Annotated in this window: 17 protein-coding genes; 7 read left to right on the plus strand and 10 right to left on the minus strand. The window is 56.1% G+C overall.

What is annotated here, in order from left to right; all coding sequences use genetic code 11:
• The first annotated feature begins 31 nt into the window (after positions 1-31).
• A complete protein-coding gene (locus tag KW846_RS28695; protein ID WP_256356899.1) occupies positions 32-3,712 on the plus strand; it encodes a PAS domain-containing protein in 3,681 nt (1,226 codons plus the stop codon).
• Here KW846_RS28695 and KW846_RS28700 read toward each other — a convergent pair.
• From KW846_RS28700 to KW846_RS28710, 3 genes are all read right to left on the minus strand, one after another.
• Complete coding sequence (locus KW846_RS28700) at positions 3,621-4,613, minus strand: LysR family transcriptional regulator (protein ID WP_218486325.1); 993 nt, start codon at positions 4,611-4,613, stop codon at positions 3,621-3,623. The two genes, KW846_RS28695 and KW846_RS28700, sit on opposite strands and share 92 nt — an antisense overlap.
• 3 nt (positions 4,614-4,616) lie before the next feature.
• Positions 4,617-5,603 carry a response regulator gene (locus tag KW846_RS28705; RefSeq protein ID WP_218486326.1) on the minus strand — a complete coding sequence of 329 codons (987 nt, stop codon included), beginning with the start codon at positions 5,601-5,603 and terminating at the stop codon, positions 4,617-4,619.
• 1,522 nt (positions 5,604-7,125) lie between these two features.
• Positions 7,126-7,500, minus strand: a complete 375-nt coding sequence (locus tag KW846_RS28710) for a DUF1214 domain-containing protein (protein WP_218486327.1) — start codon at positions 7,498-7,500, stop codon at positions 7,126-7,128.
• A 308-nt stretch (positions 7,501-7,808) separates the two neighbouring features.
• Between KW846_RS28710 and KW846_RS28715 the strand changes: the two genes are divergently transcribed.
• The 5 genes from KW846_RS28715 to KW846_RS28735 are packed head-to-tail and all read left to right on the plus strand — an operon-like array spanning position 7,809 to position 13,663.
• Positions 7,809-8,879, plus strand: a complete 1,071-nt coding sequence (locus KW846_RS28715) for an alkene reductase (RefSeq protein ID WP_095966120.1) — start codon at positions 7,809-7,811, stop codon at positions 8,877-8,879.
• 11 nt (positions 8,880-8,890) lie between these two features.
• Complete coding sequence (locus KW846_RS28720) at positions 8,891-9,727, plus strand: pirin family protein (RefSeq protein ID WP_218486328.1); 837 nt, start codon at positions 8,891-8,893, stop codon at positions 9,725-9,727.
• A gap of 48 nt (positions 9,728-9,775) precedes the next feature.
• Positions 9,776-10,966, plus strand: coding sequence for an efflux RND transporter periplasmic adaptor subunit (locus KW846_RS28725; RefSeq protein ID WP_095966118.1), 1,191 nt, complete (start codon positions 9,776-9,778; stop codon positions 10,964-10,966).
• A gap of 11 nt (positions 10,967-10,977) precedes the next feature.
• Positions 10,978-12,498 carry an MFS transporter gene (locus KW846_RS28730; protein WP_218486344.1) on the plus strand — a complete coding sequence of 507 codons (1,521 nt, stop codon included), beginning with the start codon at positions 10,978-10,980 and terminating at the stop codon, positions 12,496-12,498.
• Positions 12,499-12,544: 46 nt separating this feature from the next.
• The gene (locus KW846_RS28735) at positions 12,545-13,663 is read left to right on the plus strand and encodes an FAD-dependent monooxygenase (protein ID WP_218486329.1); all 1,119 of its coding nucleotides are present in this window, start codon (positions 12,545-12,547) and stop codon (positions 13,661-13,663) included.
• 63 nt (positions 13,664-13,726) lie between these two features.
• Here the strand turns inward: KW846_RS28735 and KW846_RS28740 are convergent, their stop codons facing one another.
• The 6 genes from KW846_RS28740 to KW846_RS28765 form a co-directional block, all read right to left on the minus strand.
• Positions 13,727-14,332, minus strand: coding sequence for an isochorismatase family protein (locus KW846_RS28740; protein WP_218486330.1), 606 nt, complete (start codon positions 14,330-14,332; stop codon positions 13,727-13,729).
• A 25-nt stretch (positions 14,333-14,357) separates the two neighbouring features.
• Positions 14,358-15,092 carry a pirin family protein gene (locus tag KW846_RS28745; RefSeq protein ID WP_218486331.1) on the minus strand — a complete coding sequence of 245 codons (735 nt, stop codon included), beginning with the start codon at positions 15,090-15,092 and terminating at the stop codon, positions 14,358-14,360.
• Positions 15,093-15,175: 83 nt separating this feature from the next.
• Positions 15,176-16,120 (minus strand): alpha/beta fold hydrolase, encoded by a 945-nt coding sequence (locus KW846_RS28750; protein ID WP_218486332.1) that lies wholly within the window; start codon positions 16,118-16,120, stop codon positions 15,176-15,178.
• A 161-nt stretch (positions 16,121-16,281) separates the two neighbouring features.
• Entirely contained in the window at positions 16,282-17,229 is a 948-nt protein-coding gene (locus KW846_RS28755) for a transporter (RefSeq protein WP_218486345.1), read from the minus strand.
• A 172-nt stretch (positions 17,230-17,401) separates the two neighbouring features.
• Positions 17,402-18,166: an SDR family NAD(P)-dependent oxidoreductase gene (locus KW846_RS28760; RefSeq protein ID WP_218486333.1), complete on the minus strand. Its 765-nt coding sequence runs from the start codon at positions 18,164-18,166 to the stop codon at positions 17,402-17,404.
• A gap of 195 nt (positions 18,167-18,361) precedes the next feature.
• Positions 18,362-19,291, minus strand: a complete 930-nt coding sequence (locus KW846_RS28765) for a LysR family transcriptional regulator (protein WP_218486334.1) — start codon at positions 19,289-19,291, stop codon at positions 18,362-18,364.
• A 131-nt stretch (positions 19,292-19,422) separates the two neighbouring features.
• Here KW846_RS28765 and salA point away from each other — a divergent pair, with 131 nt between their 5' ends.
• Positions 19,423-20,685, plus strand: a complete 1,263-nt coding sequence (gene salA / locus KW846_RS28770) for a salicylate 1-monooxygenase (protein ID WP_218486335.1) — start codon at positions 19,423-19,425, stop codon at positions 20,683-20,685.
• Between the two features lie 54 nt (positions 20,686-20,739).
• On the opposite strand, the gene KW846_RS28775 is transcribed toward salA, so the two are convergent.
• Positions 20,740-21,636, minus strand: a complete 897-nt coding sequence (locus KW846_RS28775; protein ID WP_218486336.1) for a LysR family transcriptional regulator — start codon at positions 21,634-21,636, stop codon at positions 20,740-20,742.
• Positions 21,637-21,687: the final 51 nt, after the last annotated feature.

A 21,687-nucleotide genomic window follows, 5' to 3' on the forward strand; every position in this document is an offset into this window, starting at 1 on the left:
GCCGCATTGCAGGAGCGTTGACAATGCGAGAATGATTGACGAGGAGTTGGAGTGGATGTTGTATAGGTTAGTGAAGTTCTTCGACGGTAACAGGCTGTACTACAACGCCCTTGGCGTGCTGATCGCGGTCGGGGGAGGCGCGGCAGTTGGCAATTATTACCGCTTGCAGGTTGAAGATGTCTACCTGGCCGGGATCGAAGCGCAGACCCTGGAGCATGCCGCGGAGCTGGAACAGTGGAAGTCCGACGGATTTGCCATTGGCGCGTTGTCGATCCTGGGGCGACACAATCCGGTGCTTAAAAGAGTCATTGAGGAACGCAGCCCTTCCTTAGAACTCATGGAGCAGGCGGCGATACCCTTGAGTACGCTGTCGATCGTGGTGGGCGCCAGTCACGCGTTTGTCGCTAACATGGATGGGAAGATCGTTGCGGTCCATGACTTGCTCGATCCGTCACAGTTGGGCCTAAGTGTAGCTTTCCGTCCCTATTTCAACACCGCCCTCAAGGGCGTTAGCAGCGTCTACGGCGCGATTAGTACTGTCACAGGAACGCGCATGTTCTACATGGCAGTACCAATTTACGCTTCTCGTACTCGTCAGGACAAGGTGATCGGCGTGTTGGTGGCGCGCTTCGATGCCCAATTGCTGGACAGCAGGTTGAGTAAACAACCAGACGGCGACGTTAAAATGATCCTGTCGTCCAGTGGTGTGGTGCTGGCCACCAATGCGCGGCCGTTGCTGCTCAAAGCCGACCGGGAGTGGTCCCCGGGCACGTTTATCGGCGATATCCGCCAGCAATTCGCCGACTATCCATTTCCCGGTGGCATACCTGAAAGGTTACCGTTTGATGCCCATCAGCCTGTTGTCACGTTGGAGGGGCGACGGTATGGCCTGTCCCGGGCCGATTTTGACTGGAGCGACCCGGGAGGCCCCTGGTCGCTGATCACATTGGGCGATCTGGATTTGATCCTGCCTGACGAACACATCTTGTTGATCGAAGGGGTGAGTGCCGGCCTGTTTTTTCTGCTGTGGTGGGGCGGTCTACGGAGGCTGGCGGACGCCCGCCGACACAAGCGCGATGTCGCGATGATCGAGCAAAGTGAACAACGTCTGGACCTGGCCCTGCAGAGCGGGGCACTTGGCCTGTGGGACTGGAACGTCAGTCTGGGCATCGTCATCAACAATGGTGTCTGGCTGCGTATTCTTGGCTATAGCCAATGCGAACTGGAGACTACCTTTGGCAATGGACTGGATCGCTGGGCTCGTCTGATTCATCCGGATGACCTTGAATCGGTCATGGCCAAGCTCAACGCGCACCTGGATAACCAGACTGACGAATACCGCGCTGAATACCGGGTGTGCAATAAAAACGGAGACTGGTTGTGGGTGCTGGATATCGGCAAAGTCATGCAGCGTGACGCCCAAGGTGTCGCGACACGGGTGACTGGAGTGCTGCAGGACATCACCCAGGCTGTCGAGGCTCAGCTGGCGATTGTAGAGAACCAGAGCAAACTCCAGTCGATGATAGCCAATATCCCAGGAGTGGTTTTTCGCAGCCTGCCCAATAGCGCACGCGAGATGATGTTTGTCAGTGATGTCATCGAAGGCTTGAGCGGCTATTCGGCGCAGCATTTTTTGTCCGGCCGAGCCTACCGGGAGCTTGTTCACCCCGACGACCTTGGGATTTTCGACTGCTGCCTGGATGACGGCAGTTATATGCTCGAGTACCGGATCATCACCGCGACGCAGGAGGTGCGCTGGGTCTACGACAAAGGGCAGACCATTGACGTGGACGGGGTACCGCAATACCTGGACGGGGTGATCTTCGACATCACTGAACGCAAGGCCGGGGAAGCACTGATCAAGCAATCGCGCCGCGATGCCGAGCTGGCCACCCAGGCCAAGTCGATGTTTCTCGACAACATGTCCCATGAAATCCGCACACCGTTGAACGCTATTGTCGGTATGTCCCATCTACTCCTGGATATGCCACTGGGGGAGACCCAGCGCGGGTACATCGAGAAGATGGACCGTGCGGCAAAGAATCTGGTCGGGATCATCAACGGCGTACTGGATCTATCAAAGATCGAAGCTGGCAAGCTGAGCATGGAACACGTGCATTTCGACCTTCCGGAGCTGCTGGATGAGGTGCTTTGCCTGGTACGCCAGCGGGCTGCTGAAAAGGGAATCAGTCTGCGCCTGGAGATACCCTCGTTGATGCCTCGCAGTTATGTGGGCGACCCATTGCGCCTGTCTCAGGTACTGACCAATCTGGTCGACAATTCGATTAAGTTCACTGAAGTCGGTCATGTCTGCATCGGGGTACACCAAGTGCGGGAGTGGAGCGGCAAGGTACTGTTGTGCTTCAGCGTTTCGGACACCGGTATTGGTATCAGTGAAGAGCAGCGCATTCGTCTATTCGATGCCTTTGTCCAGGCTGATCCGTCGATTACCCGACGTTATGGCGGAACCGGTCTGGGGCTGACCATTTCAAAAAAAATCGTACAGATGATGCAAGGCAGCATCTGGATCGATAGCCTGGAGGGAAGGGGGGCGGAGTTCAAATTCACCGTAACGCTGAGCGTGCCACAGTCCCAGGATTTCGAGTTGCCTGCCCTTGTGCAGTACGAGCCCGCCAAGCCAGGCGCTGACTTATCGGCCAGCGTTGTCGCTGGCACGTGCACGGTCAACGATTTTACGCGGTTACTGGAGGGTACCCGGGTTTTGGTGGTTGAGGACAACCCGATGAATCAGGAAGTTCTCGAGGGGCTGCTGCAACGCGCCAAAGTACAAGTAGTGATTGCCAACAACGGTGAAGAGGCCTTGCAACTGTTGCTGCGCGACAGTCACTTCGACGGGATTCTGATGGATTGCCAGATGCCGGTCATGGATGGCTACTGTGCCGCATTAGAAATCCGCCGCCACCCCCATCTGCAGTCCTTGCCGATTATTGCCGTCACTGCCCATACCCTGTTGGACGCCAAGGCGCGTATGTTGGCTGTCGGTATGAATGACCATATCGCCAAACCGTTGGAGGTCAATGAGCTCTACAGCGCTCTGGTACGTTGGATCAACCCCCTGGAAGTTCCGCCTGGCGATCATAAACCGCTTGTACCTCGTGTTGCATCAATGCCGCATTACGATGGCATCGACACAGCAGTCGGGTTATCGGTGGTCAATCATGATGCCGCGCTATACCAAAAACTGTTGTGCAGTTTTCGCGACAGTCATCAGCAGTTCGTCGCGCGCTTGTGGCGCTCGCATGCAATCAAGGATCTTCAGGCCATCAGCTTTCTTGCTCATAGCTTGCGCGGTGCTTCTGGCCACATAGGAGCTCGGGCTGTGCAGCGAGCGGCCGGGCAATTGGAGGATCACTGTGCAGGGTCTACTGACCTGGCTCCGTTGATATGGCGGTTGGCCTACCAGTTGCATTCGGTGTTGGAGAGCCTGGCTGATCTGGGGCAGGGGCCGGTGCTGTGTTTGGTGGATGAAGACGAAGACCAAAGCAGTCTCTTGATGGTAAAACTGGAGCGCCTGGCCACGCTGTTGCGCGATCAAAACGCGCAAGCGCTGAGCATGGTCGATGAACTTTGCGAGCAGGGTGCCTGCAGTGCTCTGCTGGCTATCCAGGAGAGTGTCTATTGTCTGGAATTTCAGCAGGCCTATGACCTGCTGATAGCTCATCGAGCGTCACAGACATTGCCGGTGGATTGAGCCAGGCGGAGTAGTGAGACATTCGTTCGTTACACTGGTTGATGAGGCTATGATGAAAGGCCCGGAGCGATTCGGTGATTTGCGACCGGTGCGACACCACCAAGTTCAGGGGGGCTTGCTCGCCCTGCCAGCCGGGCAGCAATGCGAGCAATCGGCCGGCGAGTAAGTCGTCGATGACACTCAATAACGGCAAATAAGCCACACCCTGACCGGCTACCGCCCAGCGCCGTACAGCGTTGCCGTCGTCACAGCAGAAATGCCCTTGCACGTGAACATCTTCGACCTGCCCAGATGCATGGAAGCGCCAACGATTTTCCGCTCGGTCACTACGCGTGTTGATGATGCACTCATGCTCACTCAGATGTTGCGGTGTGCTTGGCAGGGGATGTTCAGAGAGATAGGTGGGGGCAGCACAGACGATGAAGTGATGCTGTTTCAAAACAGGTAGCTCGACCAGATCCAGTGAGAGGCTTTTGCCAAATCGCACGGCCGCGTCGAACTTGCCCGTGAGCAGATCCTCCTCGTTGTCGCTAAGCGCCAGCTTGATAAACAGACGCGGCCTGCTCATTTTGAGGTGCGCGAACACATCGAGTAGCAGGTTTCTGCCCAGGTCGGAGGGCACCGTGAGTTCCAGCATGCCGTCATCATGGGTCAGAGATCGTTTGCCGTCGGCCAGAATTTTCAGGGCGTGCCGCGCGCTCTCCAGGTAACGCGCTCCTTCGGGAGTGAGTTTCATGGTGCGAGTAGAGCGGGTGAACAAACGTACACCCAAGCGGTTTTCCAGGCGCTTGAGTGCCAGGCTGGCAGCAGCGGGCGTGATGGACATCGCACGAGCGGCAGGCGACAGGCCTTGACGGTCGGCGATCAACACAAACAGTTCCAGATCTCCAAGGTTAGCCATGCTTCAATGCTCGCTGTGTGGGCCGAGAAAAGTGTATGACGACCTCAGCAAGGCTGCGGACAGCGACTCTTGGTCGCAAGGTAGGTATTGCAAAAAGCTTGGATGTTCGAGCATTTGTTTGAGTGCCTGCTCATGCCGGTGGTGAAGGTCAGCCCCGGGTTGAAGCAGTTTCAGGTGGTAGGTCAAGGCTAGGGCAAAGAGGTGCGTCGACAGTGGCAGGTCAATTGTATGATGGCTGAAGTCTTCCTTGAGCAGAGCCTCTGCGTGGGTGATCTTCCAGGCGAGGTTGAGGATTCGGTCTTCTGGGTCGGCAAAGCTGAGAACTTCTTCGATCAATACTCTGCTGTGGGCCAAGGCCTGAATTACCGGGATATTAAACTGGTTGAGGCCCATCAGAGCCAAGCAGGCGGCACTGCGAAATATGCTCGGGTCGCTCTCTGCTCCACCAGTGTCCAATAGGATCGACAGGGTATCGAGCAGCGCGTCGAGTTGGATGAGCGGGTTATGTGTCAGCTGCAGTGACAGCGCACTGATGAAACCGTCACGCATGCCATTGCCAGCTGAGGGGGCGCTGACGGGTTGAAGGTTATGCAGGGGTTTGTCCCGATAACTCAGTTGTGCCGATACCCGGGCCAGCACCACCGGAGGCGAAATCGGTTTGGCGATGTAATCGACGGCGCCTAATAACAGACCCAGGCGTTCGTCTTCAACGCTGCTGCGTGAGGTCAGGAAGATGACTGGGATGCTGGTCGTCTCTGGATGGCGCTTGAGTTCGCCGAGCACCTGGAAGCCGTCCATTCCCGGCATCATGATGTCGAGGATGATCAGGTCCGGACGGGCGCTACGGGCCAGCGCGATGCCTTGTTCGCTATGCTTTGCCAGAAGCACTTCATACTCAGAGGTCAAGGTCTTCGAGAGCACGATCAGTGATTGCGGATCGTCGTCGATGGCCAGTAGCGTATAAGGCTTAGAGGCGTGCTCTGAGTGCATGAAGAAGCGTCTCTGCAAAGGAGGGCGAGGGCGACAGTTTATCTCAATTGACTAGTTGGTACCTAGGCAGGCAGTGATGTCGGCATCGTGACAAACGTCATCGACAATGGAAAAGGAGATCAGGCGTGATACCCGATCCTTATGAGCGGAGAGTGCTTGGAATTAACTCAACTAAATAGACGTTTAGTTGAGTTGTAGTTTTCGAGTTACCAATTTGCGCCTTGAAGAGACCTAAAGTACCGGTTTGCAATCGATGGTGTCGCGAAAGCACACATATCACCAGCATGGAGCTCACAGCTAAGAGCTTTCTTGCTGGCTTGAAAAGCGTAGACCTCTAGCATCCTGTAAACCTGTTTTTTGATCTGTTAACTACAGTGGTTAACAGATCAAAAAACAGGTTTACAACGGCAACCGCGCTTCTGGGCCTACGTGATGACGCCGGACGTGTGGATGCGGTTTTGGGTCGGGGACAGGCCGAGGACCAGTGCACGTTACTGAGCTTTTCAACAAACCAAATTCTGGAGCAGCTCCCAGGGAAGCTGGTGGCCGCAGAAGCTCTACGGACTATCGGAATGTATATCAGCCGGGACTGTTCATTTCCACGAATGGCAGCCCTTGAAATCCGTGCACCAACTCCATGCTGAACGCTGCAGATTTCACACGGCGTCGTGCTAGTAGGTGGACGCTGCAATGTCAGTAATACCGTAAATGAACAAGCTGTCTCCAAAAAATTACTCAAATCAAACGAATAGGAGAATTCGCATACGGTGCATGATCAGCCGATCAAGGGTGACATTTCTGGATTCGCCGCTCATGACGTAAAATCGGGCACGATAGCGGCCGCAAAGGCTGCGCCAGAGCCTGTAGCGCGCAGATGATTGCCGGACAGGTATCTGTAAGCAAATCCGTGAACGTGAGGCGAAAGGCTCGATTTACACGATTACTTCCCATTTTTTTACACGTTACTTCTGCGAACTGCTGGCTTGATCTCCAGCACAAGTATTTCTGCGCAATATTCGCATTCTGTGTAGAAGGTTCAGGAATAAGAAAGGTCGCATGGGCCGCACGGAAAGAGCTCTGAAGCCTGCAGAAGTAAAGTCTTTTCCTGGCAGCGAAGCACCCACGCAAGGGATTTAGTTCTCAAAATGAAAAGAGATTACTTCCGAGAGCTTGTACCTGGGAGACACCCTGTGTGGAATATCTGCTAGTACGCATAATGTATATTATGTTAAACGACAGGTCATGTCATAGATGTTCATGAGCTGCCTAAGCCACTGATTCGACAAAACCGTTTCTGACGTCCGTTCTCTCGACGAGCCATGTACCAAATGTTCATGACGGCCTTTTAATGAAGACCTTCCAGTGAAATTGGTTCAGAACCGTTTCTCTTCCGGTCAGCACGTGCCGCTACTTGTGCAGGATGGTCAGGTGGCGCCATCTTGGCCTGCCACTTCGAGGCGATGCGCTTCTGGCGGATTGCGGCAGGCACCAATCCGCGACAAATGCTCAATCAGGTCTGGATTCATTTGATAGATAATTTTGGTTGTTGAATTCTAGTGATTGGCGGCGGATTCCATTTTCCAGTGAGTGCGTCAGAAGAAGGCGCATAAAGACGCATGGTCAGGTTGAACGGGCCTTTGGGTGCGAGCAGCCAGTTGGCTTCTTTGTCATTGCCCGGACTCTCGTTTTGTATATAGAGGTCGAGTGAGCCGTCAGTGTTATGCCGCAGTTCGACACCTTCGGTGGCTTCCACAAGCTCAATTTTCTCCAGCTCAGCAACGAGCGTCTTACTGTCCAGCAATATCTCAAGAGAGTCCGTAGTGAATCCTGATTGGTGGCCATTCAATTGCAACGATTCTAAACATGAGCGCAAATTGACGGTCGAGACGATGAGCAATCGCCCCTAGCGTACTTACTATATGGCCCAGGGATCTGCCGCTCGTGTGAGAGACGAGTACGTCGGGCGTTATCTCGAGAATATCGCCCCTCCCTAAAGCTCTCTCCCCTGCCCTCATCACAGGAACAAACGCCGCTGATTACCATGCTGAAGGTCGCGCATGAAGGTTCAGCTCAATTTTCTGACCGCTAACGCGGAATCCACTAGAGAAATTGCTCCAATGGTGGATCAGTCAATTCAATTTTACCCAGTTTATCCCGGATCAGGATTGATCAATTATGGCTCCATCACTACTGAGGAGCCCCGCAATGAATTCTCTCTTTTCCCAAGTCCAGCTCAGTCGCTACACCCTCTCCAACCGCATGATCATGGCCCCGATGACGCGCTCACGCGCCGACGATGACGGTGTGCCAAGCGAACTGGTTGCGACTTACTACGCTCAGCGTGCCAGTGCCGGACTGATCATCAGTGAAGGCGTGTTCCCCATCGCTATGGGCAAGGGTTATGTCCGTACCCCTGGTATCGAAACCGCCGAGCAGGTCGCTGCGTGGAAGCACGTCACTGAGGCCGTGCATGCTCGTGGCGGACGGATTTTCATGCAATTGATGCACAGCGGTCGCATTTCGCACCCTTCGTTGCTGCCGAATGGCGCGCTGCCACAGGCACCATCCGCGATCAAACCCGCTGGCCAGACCTGGACCGCAACGGGCCTTCAGGATTTCGTTACCCCCCATGCATTGAGCGTGGTTGAGATTGCCGCAATCATTGAGGGCTATCGCCAAGCAGCGCGCCTGGCCATGGAGGCCGGCTTCGACGGTGTCGAGTTGCATGCCGCGTCGGGCTACCTGCCTGAACAGTTCCTCTCGACTGGCAGCAATCAGCGCACGGATGAATACGGTGGATCGGTTGAAAACCGTGTGCGTTTTGTATTGGACGTGCTGTCCGCAATAGCGACGGAAATCGGTGGTGACCGGGTGGGTCTCAAAATCTCCCCTGAAATGAATTTCAACGACATCGTCGATGCCAACCCGCAAGAAACCTACACCTATCTGGTCGAACACCTGCATGGGCTGAATCTTGCCTATCTGCATGTCGCCCTGTTCGGCGCCAATGTCGACTACCACGGCTTGTTACGTCCACTGTTTGACGGCAGCTACCTGATCGGTGGCGGGCTCGATCAACACTCCGCCGAATCCCTGATCGCTGATGGCCGCGCTGATGCTGCCGTGTTTGGCAGTGCATTCCTCGCCAACCCGGATCTGCCCGAGCGCTTTCGCACACGTGCCCAGCTCAACGTTCCGGACAAGAATTCGTTCTACACACCGGGTGCGCAAGGGTATATCGACTACCCTGCTTTGCCCGCAGCGCAACCCGTCTGAGTAACACGGCCATGTCACCCTTTGCACGCCTGCAGCGCATGAATCACGGCAGTCAGTTTCGGGCTTTCAGTCTGCGTGGAAATCAGTTCGCCAAGCCTATCGACCCGTTCCTTGCTGTCGATCATGCCTGGATCAGCGGGCCAACTTTTCCACCACACCCACATGCCGGGTTCTCGGCTGTGTCCTATCTGTTTCTTGATTCCGAAACCGGGATTGATAACCGCGACGCGCTGGGCAACCGCAACCTGATTCGACCCGGTGGGCTGCACTGGACGGCGGCGGGTAAAGGGGTGGTGCACGAGGAGGTGCCGGCCGAGCCGGGCAAGACGGTGCACATGCTGCAGATTTTCATCAACCTGCCGCAGGAGCGCCAAGCGGACGCTCCGTTTGCGCTCAGTCTCGAAGCGCAGGATGTGCCCGTGGTGCGGTTGCCAGGGGTCAAGGTGCGCGTGCCGCTGGGCAGTTTCGCCCAAGTGTCGTCGCCATTATCGGTGCCCACCGAAGTGACCGTGCTGGACATCTCGCTCGAGGACGGCGCTGAAGTCAGCGTCCCGATTCCCGAGGGTCATGTGGCGTTCGTGATGCCGATTGACGGTGAAGTGTGGGTCGACGACCTCCCCTTCAATCTCATCGAGCTCACGCTGCCGGTGAATCTGCCGCTGCATGACGATCGCGCAGTCAGGTTGAGCGCCCCCAAGGGCAACGCCAAGGCTGTGCTGTTTTCAGGTCTCCCGTTGAATCAACCCGTGTATTGGCAAGGTCCGCTGGCGCTTGCCTCTCAGCTCGCGCTGGCCGAAGCCATTGATGGCTACCAGCGCGGTGCGTTCGGAACGCTGCAACCTCGTTAACTCAATGTTGACCGAACAACGCGCCCTCCCTGGCAGGTAAATGACGCTATGACGACAACTACGCCCTCCCCAGCCGCTACCACTCAACAGCGAACATCGCACCGCCCCACATTGCTGCTGATCCTGGCCATCGTCCTTATGGTCGTTGCCTTGTGCGTTGCCTACCTGCTGAAACTGGATAGCGAATCTACCGACGATGCCTATGTCGACGGCAATGTGGTTCAGGTGACCTCCCAAGTCAGCGGTACCGTAACGGCAATCAACGGCGACAACACCGATCATGTCGATAGCAACGCGCCGTTGGTCACATTGAACGCCGTGGACGCCGAAATTCAGTACGAGCGCGCCCAATCGAACCTCGCTCGCGCAGTACGCCTGGCACGCACTGAGTACTACCAGGTCCAGCAACTCCTGGCCGAAGTCGAACAGCGTCGAAACGACGTGCGCAAGGCTCGGGATGATTTGCGTCGGCGCAACCAACTCGCCGACAGTGGTGCCGTTTCTCGTGAAGAGATCAGCCACACCGCCGACGTACTCAAAAACGCAATAGCAGGGCTCGATGGCACCCAACACGCGCTCTCCATTCGGCGCGCGATGGTCGACGACACCACGCTTCGCACTCACCCGGATGTGCTGGTCGCGGCAAGCAACCTCCGTGATGCCTACATCGCCTTGCATCGCACCCAGATCTATTCACCGGTGGCCGGCGTGATCACCAAACGCAGTGTGCAGGTCGGACAAAAAATCAGTCCGGGCGTCGCACTGATGTCGGTGGTGCCGGTTGATCAAGTCTGGGTCAATGCCAATTTCAAGGAATCGCAGATTGAAGATCTGCGTATTGGCCAACCCGTTGAACTGCGTGCGGATGCCTACAGCCGCAGCGTCATCTTCCACGGGACCATTATCGGCCTGGATGCCGGTACCGGCAGCGCTTTCTCCTTGATGCCGGCCCAGAACGCTACGGGCAACTGGATCAAGGTGACTCAACGGGTGCCGGTAAGGATCGCCTTGCGGCCGCAGGAAATAGCACAAAACCCCTTGCGCCTCGGTTTATCCATGCGGGTTTCAGTCGATACCTCCGATCGCAATGGCCCCGTCCTGAACAAGACCGGTGCACAGCAACCGGTTTACAGCACCGAGATTTTCAAGAACGAACTTAAGGACGCCAATGACGTTGTGGAACGCGTGATCAGTGCCAATGAGGGCAGTGACCATGCCCCCAAAAACGTGAAGCTTTGATGGGGCGGATCATGTACAGAAAACATGCTGCCTTGTTGTTCACTGTGGGCCTGCTATGTTCGCTGGAATATTTACAGGCGGGCATGATCGCTTTTGCCAATGCACCGATTCGCGGCGAAATCGAGGCCAGCCCTGAAGAATTCAGCTTGGTGGCCGCCCTGTATGCCTGTATCGCAGTGGTGGTGATTTCGAAACAGCATTGGCTGACGGAGCGCCTGGGCTGGCGCAATTTCATGCTCGGCTCAATCAGCGTTTTCGTGCTGGGCGCTTTGGTGTGTGGTGTGAGTGCTGATTTGACCAGTTTCACCGTAGGCCGAGTCATCATGGCCCTGGGTGGGGCCTCGTTCATGACGTCGGCACGCCTCATGATCAACCTGATTCCCCCTGGCCCGGGCCGGTTCACGGGAATCAAAGTATTTGCCACCGGGCTCGCTGGCGGGACGGCTGCGGCGCCTTTTATCTCGTCGTGGGTGGTGGCTGAAAATACCTGGCACGCCATCTTCTGGATATTGATCGTCGGCGCCCTGGTTGCAGCAGCGCTTTGCGTGCGTTTTCTGCCGACGAGCCCTATCCCCGAAGAGGACCGAACCCCCTCAAGCCTGGCAAGCATTCTCTTGTTGTCGGTCAGCAGTTTCTTTCTGCTCTACATTTTGCAGCGGTCCTACTACGACTTTTATAACGACACCTTCATCATCGTTGGTTGCGCATTCTTGGCAGCACTGGGGATGTACACCTTCTTCCACGCCGAACACAACAAGGCCACGCCTTTCCTGAAAGTCAGAGACTTGATGCAGCCTCGTTACCTCCAGGGTGTGGCGCTGTTTTGCTACGCCTACGTTGTACTGGGCGCCAATAACTACATCTTGCCGTACTTCCTGCAAACGGGACTGGGCTACTCCTGGGACACCATCGGTACATTCCAGGCCATCGGACTGACCGGCACCCTGGCCACCTGGGTCATCATGGCCACTCTCCTTCCAAAGCACCCTGCCCCGAAGAAGTTCTTCATTCTGGGATTCATCGCGCTGGGTGGCTTTGGCTGGCTGCTGTCCTCGCTGACGCCCAGCGCCAACATGTGGTCGAACATTCTGCCGGCATTGATTCTCAATGGCTGCTTTGTGATGTTGGTGATGTCGACCGCGGCCATGCAGACCTTTAGGGATGTGATGCAAGAGGAGAAGCTGTTCGCGCATGCCTATCAGATCAAAAACATGATGGGACAGATCGCCATGGCGATTGGCACCACGGCCGCCACACTGTTTCTGCAATGGCGCACGACCCTGCAATACAACAACCTCAACGTGCATTTCAGCGCCAGCGACCCTCTCTATGTGGAGCAGACTCAACAGCTGGCGCAAGCACTGTCATCCGAAGTGGGCGCCACGACAGCGAACCAAATCTCGGTGGCGATGCACGCACAAATGCTGCAGCAGCAATCGACCCTGGTCGCCAGCATGGAATACTTTTGGGTCGTGATCGGCGTGGCGGTGATCGCGCTGATCATTTCAGTCACGCAAAAGACCTTTAGATGAACCGGCATATTTTCACGAAGGTTGACGTTATGAGTGCTTACACGCGATGAACACCACACACCCGGGAATTATAATTGTCGGCGGATCCCTTGCCGGCCTCACGCTGGCGCTCGCTTGCGCGACCAGGGGCGTGCCCGTTCGTGTCGTTGAGCGCTCCATCGGGCGTATACACGGTGGCGACAGCCTGAGTGTCGATCTTGATGTGGTCGCGGCGACGGTTGGCCATGATCCGCGTGCTGCGCCCATTTTGCCCGTGGTACCCGCCTATCGCGAATTGACGACTTGGCCGGCGCTTTACAACTGGCTACGGGACCGGGCTGTCGCAACACCAGGCATCGTCCTCGAAGAAGGCAACGCCGTCACCTCGGTCACAGACCTTGGCGATCGGGCACAACTCTCCTTTGCCGACGGAACGCAGAGGGTTGCCGCCGCAGTGATCGGGGCGGACGGATATCGCAGCATAGTTCGCCAGGCAATCACGCCCGACGCACCGCTTGCCCGCTACGCCGGTTATCTGGTGTGGCGTGGGCTGGTCGAGGAGCGAGCGCTGACGCGTCCCGTCCCCTGGCCATCGGCCGGCGGCCTATGGATTGAGTTCGTGGGCGGATATCGTCTGGTTGCCGCGGTGCTTCCAGGTCGCGACGGCTCGATGGAGCCAGGTCAGCGTCAAGTCACATTCGCATGGTTCGATGTGCATCAGGAGGCATTGCTCCGTAGCACCCGCTGCCTGACCGCCGATGACCACATCGTGGGTACACTCGGACGCGGGACGATCGATGAAGACGTGAGGTCTGGCTTGGTCGCCCAGGTCCCTCAGGTCTGGCCTGAGATGTGGGCAGAGGCAGTGACTGTCGGCGTGCGCTCAGCGAATGTATTGAGCGGCGCTCCGATTGCCGAATACAAGCCACAGCGGTTGGCACGTGGCGCACTGGCCATCATCGGCGACGCTGCCCACGTCGTTTCTCCGATGACCGGGCGCGGCTTTTTGACCGGAGTGGAAGATGCGGCGGTGCTGGCTCAAATGCTCGCAGACCAAAGCGCAGACGAACCCGTTGTCGCTGTGCTGGCCCGTTATGAAGCAGCACGATTACCCTTCGTCCGCGGGCTGGTCAGCCATTCAAACCGGATCAGCGCCGAATATGTTCGCTATGCGCAAGTGAACTGATCTGGGAACTGTCGCGTTGCTCGACGAGCCATGCACTTCGAGCAGCGCAACAGGATCGCAGCTTTACTGGATGCCAGCACCCAGGGCCGGGAACACGTCGGTGAACAACAAGCCAATCAATTGCTGTCCATTAGGTGTGGACCAATCCTGCCCGATCTCTGCCATGAGCGTATTGGTGGCGGTGAGCACGACGCCGGCATCGTGCATTCGTTGACGGGCGAACTCTTCGGAAAGATCGCTGGGCGAACCCGAAGCATCCAGTACGGCCTGCACGGCAAATCCTTCGAGCGCAGCATCGATTGCCGGAAAGATAAGACAAACGTCGGTGGTCACACCGGCCATGATCAGATGCTTGCGCCCAGTGGCGAGCACCGCATCGCGGAAGTCGTCGTATTCCCAGGCGTTGACCACACCGGGACGCTTGATCCGTGCCGCGTGCGCTTCTGGGAGTATCGCGGCGATTTCCGGAAGAATCGGGCCCTGGGCTTGATCTTCCTGGCTGGACGTAATCACGACCGGCATGTTGAGGATCTTCGCCATCTTGGCCAGCGCAATCGACTGCTTGGCGGCAAACTCACGGTCGATGTTTTTGATCAGTTGCATCGTGCCGACCTGATGGTCGATCAGTAACAACGCGGCGTTCTCTGCAGTGAATCGTACGGCAGCCATAGTACAAATCCTCGTTTCGTTGGGTTCAAAAAAAGGGTAGCGGAGGTCCGCTGAACAGCACGACGTTGGCACTGCCCTGCGGGGCTCTCAACTTGACCTCGCGTGGAGTATTTTGCGCCGGGAACACCGGAAGCTTGAGGTCCTCGCGATTGAAGCGCTGGGCCTCCACCTCCACCGTGCCGTCGATTGGCATGGCAAACATGCAGTGGCCTGCGGCAATAGACACACTCAGCTCGGCACCCTCCTCCAGAGAGATGTCGAGCATCGTTACCTCGGTCGGTGGACTCAGCGGGGAGCGCATCTCACGATAGCTCCCCAACGGCACCCGCACTTTGGCACCTGACTCCTGCATAACTGGCACATCCTGCGCTTCGAGTATCAGCGGGAACGGAGCGATGTCCCTGTTCGACGGAGCGAGAGCGACGAAGATCTGCAGTCCGTGAACCTTTTTGCCGGTTTCGACCGGAACCTCTTCGTGCACCACGCCACGGCCGGCGGTAGTCCAGTGCAGGCCGCCCGGTTGAATCACGTTCTGGGTACCGATCGAGTCACGGTTGGCCATGCCCGTCTCGGAATCGGGAAGCAGGTAGGACACCGCCGAAATGCCGGCATGCTGGTGTGGCCCAAAGGTTGGCGCATCCATCCAGTAGTGGTCGACCCCGATGAAGGGGGAGATCAAATCTGCCTCGGTGCGCAGACCAAAACCGTGGAAATGGCCGCCGAGGTTGGCGCGACTAAGCGGGGCGATAACGACAGACATGACAGCAGCCTCTGGTACTGGTGGTGTCGTTCAATGCGCAATAATGAGTGTAGCCCCACCATCTCTCACCGAACGGCAATTGGTCATCGTGCATAGGGCGCGAAAAAAGCCTCAAACGCAGCCAGCAATGCCTCCGGGCGCTCCTCCGCCGGATAGTGACCGCAATCCGGAATGACCACGGATTCGACATTCGATGCGACCGTGCGCAACTCGGCTTCAACGCTGTCGCCACAGGCAAGCGCGCCCGAAAATGCCAACACCGGTAAGGTCAGGCGCGTTGCTTTGCGCTGTTGGTTCTGTGTAATCGACTGATCGATTGCGCGGTAATAGTCGAAGCTGGCCCGCAGGGCTTGTGGATCGCGCTTGAGTTGTTCGATGTAGAAGTCGATCGCGTAACGAGGTACCGCCTCTGGCGACCCTGCTTTCGTCGCGAACTGGTGACCGAAGTAGAGTTCTTCGCGACCACTGACCAGTTGCTCGTTGATGCCCAGCGCCCGATTGAAGTTGAAATGCCAGAGAAAATCACTGAGCCAGCGCTGCTCAGGCAGCAATGGCGGAGAGTCCGATAAGCCTGGAATAAGCGCCTCGCCCAGCGCAATGCGCTCGATTCGGGCGGGTTGATCGTGTGCCATGGCATAACCGGTCCACATGCCGATGTCATGGCCAGCCATGGCGAAAGACTCATGCCCCAAGGCGTCCATTAGCGCAAACATGTCTTGGGCCAAGGTCCTTGAGTCATAACCCTCCTGCGCTTTTTCCGAGAGCCCGACACCCCGCGGATCGACAGCGATCACGGTGAACGTGCGAGCCAGCGGCTGCATGAGGTAACACCACGCAAACCAGTTTTGCGGCCAGCCCCCAAGCAGTAGCAACGGCTTGCCCTGCCCGCCAATGACGGCGTGCAGTTTCACGCCGTTGGCCGCGATCTCGTAGCTTTCGAAGACGTCAGTAAAACCGGTTGGCAGCTTGGGTACGTCGTGCACGGAGCCGAAGCCGCTCAGCGTTTTGAAGTGTTCCTTTTGCTGCATCCCAAAGCCCGCCTGATTGATCTAATCACCAGACCATAAATGAGGCACCAGAGACTGACTAGACAGGAAAATCACCAAGGACTGTTGTGCTGATGCACCAATCACGGCGCAAGGGCCACGACTGGCGCCCCTGCTTCGCAGTTGTGGCCAATAGACCAGGCTTAAAAACGCACGACCGCCTGGAGCCAGAGTCGCTCGCCGCGGGCCCGGTTTTCGACAAGCGTTTCATGCTGCCACTTCATCAGTACGCCAAATTCGGGGGTTTGATATTTCACAACAGGGCCATAAGCAACCACTCGACCTCGATTGCCATCCTCCCACACCGACTCACCGTGACGCTCATCATCGCTCACCTGCTTGTACAAATACCCACTGACCCCAACCTGCCAATTTTTGTTCAAGCTGTAGCCAAGATGATAGTCAGCATTAATCTCGCGCCCCGACCGGTAATCAGTCGCACGATTCTTGTCGTTTATCATGTAGAGAATCTTGGCGCTTATCTCCACCTCATCTATCGGGTTTGCCGTGAAGGAGTACCACGGCGAGTAGGACCACACATTGGTTCCCACATTGAACAGCCGATCCTTGTCATACGAAGCGGTGGGCGCATAAAAATCCACACCCAGCATCTGATGGAAACGTGGAGAGCTCCAGCCCAGAAACAGTGGCGTAAACGCTAGATCGGCGAAGCCTTCATCCTTGCCACTGTTGCGGACACGCCCTTGGGGTGTTTCGGTATAAAAACTCACCTGCCCTTTTATGTAGGGTAAGGCGGCACGACTGGCCAGTGTTGCGCCCCATAACGTGTAGTCGGAATAAACGTAGTCCAGGCATACCGCGAGTGACTGGTAACTGAGATTGAAGTCTTCAATCCCGGCCATACTGCTCCCATTGGCACCTTTTAGTTCAGTCGACTCGTAAGCGGAGCTATAAAAAAAGGTGGTTAACCCTGGCGGCGGCATTCGCCCAGCCAATACGGTGTCAAGACCGAGTGGGTAAGCGGTTCCGTTATTTTCGGTGGCGTGAGTTTGGGTACAAGTCAGCAGTATGGCTGCCGTGCAGAGCAAGGGAGAGCGTTTGCTGAGCCGCAATGTTTTTACGCGCAACATAAGGATGATCTCGTATGGATTATTATTTTGATTACGAAGATTCATGCGAACAAACAGAACAAACAGAACAACGGGCCTGCCTCTAATGGGTGTTTATTATTTGCAAGGCAATAGAGTCCCTCCTTGTTTCAGGCAGGCCCAGTTGATTAATCAAGTTTAATGTCAGGCAGAGTTACCAGGCAGTGGTTCCACCATCGACCCGAATATCAGTACCCGTGATGAAAGAACTTTCATCAGAGGCCAGGAACACAGCGGTGGCCGCAACTTCTTCGGGCTTACCCAAACGTCCCAGCATCACCTTGCCCACCATCGTTTCTGCCCACTCGGGATCCTGCAGCAACGGGATTGTTTGCTTGGACTCAATCAAACCTGGGGAAATGCTGTTGGCGCGCAAACCATGGACCCGGCCTTCCAGTGCCAGTTGGCGAGTCATGGAAAGCACAGCGCCTTTGGCCGCGCTATGCGCGATTCCAGGGAGCATGCGGTAGGTCGACCATGCCGAAACAGATGCCGTATTAATAATGGAAGCGCCCGCAGACTTGATTAACTCCGGCCAGGCTGCACGTACGAGGTGGAAAACCAGATTCAGCTCCTGATCGATTGTTCGATGCCAATCATCGTCTGATATCTGATCGATCCATCCAAAATAGGCCATCGCCGCATTATTGAATAACACATCGACGTGCCCGTATTCCGACACCGCCAATTCAACTAGACGGGTGCAGTTGGCAGGGTCCGTCAAGTCACAATGGTTTAATGAGACCATCTCCCCACCTATGGACTTCACGGCATCAACCGTCTCTTGAGCCGCCTCATGATATATGTCACACCCCACTACTTTGGCGCCTTGTTGCGCGAACATTAATGCAGCCGCTCGCCCCATTGACCCGCCAGTACCTGTAATAATGCAAACTTTACCCTGCAGACGATGACTCATAAGCACTCCGTTATTCTTGCTTGTTTTTATAAGAACAGATCTTGCAGTAACACACCCGATCAGTCGTGGTGGTTAATGAGTTGCCGAACTGTAGGTAGACCACTACCTATTGACTAGGCACGAAAATCACCAAGGACTGTTGCGCTCACGCTCCAATCACGGTGAAAGGGTCTAAAAGGGAAATGACAGGCAGGGTCAGAAATTCAAAATGCGATTATATTCCGGCTCTAACCACTCCGGTTTTTCGGCGTACAACGTACGTGTTAACTCTTTGATGAGTTCTACGACGCTATCGTTATCATCAAGGCGGTAACTCATGATCAACGGTGAGACCGCTTCTTTGTCGCTTACAAGTCGATAAACCAGCTCACGTCTGAGGTGGCGAGCCGAGGCGGGAATGATGCAATAACCCGACTCCGCGGACGCCAATCCTAACGCTGTCTGAAGATCGCCTACTGCGTGTACCTCCGAGGGTTCGCCACCCTTCGCTCTGATCATGTTCAACACCTGATCAGCGAAGCTTGGATGGAATCGGGAGGGATAAACAATGATCGGCCAGCCACCCAGTTCAGCTAGTGAAACAGGGGTAGATATGGAAGCAAGCTCAAAGGCCGGTGCTATGGCAGCCATAAGGCGCTCCTCTCTGAGCACTATTCGCTCGACCTCGGCTGCCTCCGTGTGGATGCGTCCAAACCCTACATCGATCTTCCTTTCCCGTAGCGCAACCATCTGTTCACCAGATGTCATTTCCTCCCATTTCACGTCCAGGTCCGGCCGAACTCTTCGCAAACGGCGAATAATCGTCGGGAGGGCACCATATAAGGCCGAGGCAACGAAACCGATCGTGAACGTCTGACGTGTGCCCAAGGCCGTCTGACGAGCATTTGCCGTCATCTGTTCGAATTTGCCAACGAGTGCTATGGCATCTTCATAGAATCGCTGACCGGCCGGGGTCAGCTGAATGGGGCGTGTCTCACGAAGGAATAGTTGAAAACCCAACTCTTCCTCGAGCAGATGGATCTGCTTGCTAAGTGACGGCTGCGCGACGTGCAGCGACTGCGCTGCCTTGGTGAAATTCCGTGTTCTTGCCACCGCGATAAAACGCTTGATTTGACGGATATCCATGACGGCCTTTCTACCAGGGAGGTTCCCTAGTATAGCCGCGAGGCTATGGTGCATAGGGACAAAGTCTTGGACGCTGCGCATCAAAGTTGCGAAAAATGGCCCACCAATAATCACAATAGAAAGGTGACTCAATGAACCGCAAGCATGCGCTACGTGTAGCCATCGTGGGTGGAGGAATTGCCGGGACGGCCCTGGCACTAGGCCTGATAAAAAAGGGAATGACACACGTCAAGCTGTTTGAAGTCGCCCCCGCTTTCGGTGAAATCGGCGCCGGCGTTTCTTTTGGCGCCAATGCTGTACAGGCTATCAAGCAGCTCGGTATCGGCGAGGACTACCATGAAATTGCCGACAGCACTTCTGCCCCCTGGCAGGACGTCTGGTTCGAGTGGCGTCATGCGCACGATGCCTCACTGATAGGTACCAGCGTTGCGCCGGGCGTAGGGCAATCATCTGTCCATCGCGCCGACTTCATCGATCTGTTGACCAAGCGCCTACCGCAAGGCATTGCGTCGTTGGGCAGGCAAGTCGTCGGCTATGAAGAAAACAATAACGAAGTATCACTGAAGTTTTCCGACGGCAGCTCCTACCCAGCCGACGTTGTCATTGCCGCAGACGGAATCAAATCAGCCCTGCGTAATCCCCTGCTCGCTGCTGCTGGCCATTCAGCCGTAAAGCCGCGCTTCACCGGCACGTCAGCGTTCAGGGGATTGGTGGAAACGGCGGTACTCCGTGATGCTTATCGTGCGGCAACACTGGATGATCACTTACTCAACGTGCCTCAGATGTACCTGAGCGAAGACGCCCACGTCCTGACGTTTCCCGTTAAAAAGGGGCGTCTGATCAACATCGTTGCCTTTGTGTCCGACCGCCATGTCGAACATCCCTCCTGGCCGGCCGACATGCCATGGGTGAAAGCGGCTTCGAAAGAGCAAATGCTGAACAGTTTTGAAAGCTCAGGGCTTGCCGTAAAAACGCTACTTCAATGCATTGAACACCCGACGCTTTGGGCCCTTCACGATGTGGAGCCGTTACCCACTTATGTCCACGGGCGAGTAGCACTCATTGGCGACGCGGCGCACGCGATGCTGCCACACCAGGGTGCTGGCGCAGGCCAGGGCCTCGAAGATGCTTACTTCCTTGCAGAGTTGCTTTCGAACGAGGCGGCTTCAGCGGCGGATGTACCCGCACTGCTGGCGGCCTACGATGAGGTCCGACGCGAGCGTGCCTCGCGCGTTCAGCGCACGTCCTGGGAAGCCGGTGAGTTGTACGAATACAAGAACCCAACCGTTGGTCGTGATTCCCGGAAATTGAAGGACGCGTTGGAACAGCGCCTAGATTGGGTTTGGCAACATAGTCTGGACGATGAAGTGAAAAAAGCCCTGGCACTCTGCTAAACGCGTTTTTCTCGCCCCTTCTGCCAGGTCAATCGTTCCAGGTTGACCTGATAGTCACCCATTGAATACCGACATGATCAAGCGCCGCAGCCAGACACTTCTCGGCGCTTCATGAAAACGTGCATGCCAGTACTGCTTGAGGTCGTAGCGTGGAATGTCCACGGGAGGCTCGACCATTCGCACGTTCAGATTGTGCGTGTACATGTTGGCGACGGTGCGTGGCAACACCACGATCAAATCGGAGCGTTCGATGATCGATGGCACACTCATGTAGTGAGAAGTCTGCAGCACGATGTTGCGGTGGATACCTGCTTTGGTCAGGTGGGCTTCGAACATTTCCTGGCGACGGCTGCCATCACGTACCTGCAGATGCTCGAGGCTGCGGAAATCCTCCAGGGACAGTCGCTCCCCTGCCAGAGGGTGATCGAGACGGATCAGACAGACCAGGTCATGAGAGAACAATCGCTGCTGGTAAATGTTGGGGGTTGTGAGGTCGGGGAAATAGCCGAGCACCGCATCGACCCGGCCTTCATGCAGGTTCTCCACAAGCTCATCAGGTGCCAGGCTGACGGTTCGAATGCGGGAATTCGGTGCCGCGCTGCGCAGGCTCTGGAATAGCGCAGGTAGAAAGACCACTTCACCCACTTCGCTCAGGCAAAAGACGAACTCCTGGTCGCTGGTAGCAGGGTCGAAGGTCGGTCCGCTGAGGATGTCCCGGTCGATTATTTCGATCACTTCGCGGGTGCGCTCAATGATGCCTTGCGCCCGTGGCGTCGCCTCCATCACGTTACCCGAGCGAATGAACAGTGGGTCCCCCAGTGAGTGACGCAGGCGAGCCAGTGCCGCACTGGTTGCGGGCTGGCTCATGCCTAGCCGCTTCGCCGCCGCGGTGACATTGCCGGTTTCATAAACGGCTAGCAGGACGCGGAGCAGGTTGAGGTCGGTGCGCATAGGTATAACAAAACCAGATAGTTTGAATAATTAGAATTGGCTTCCTTTATT

This window comes from Pseudomonas sp. PDM32, from assembly GCF_019219225.1.
Lineage (GTDB): Bacteria > Pseudomonadota > Gammaproteobacteria > Pseudomonadales > Pseudomonadaceae > Aquipseudomonas > Aquipseudomonas laurylsulfatiphila.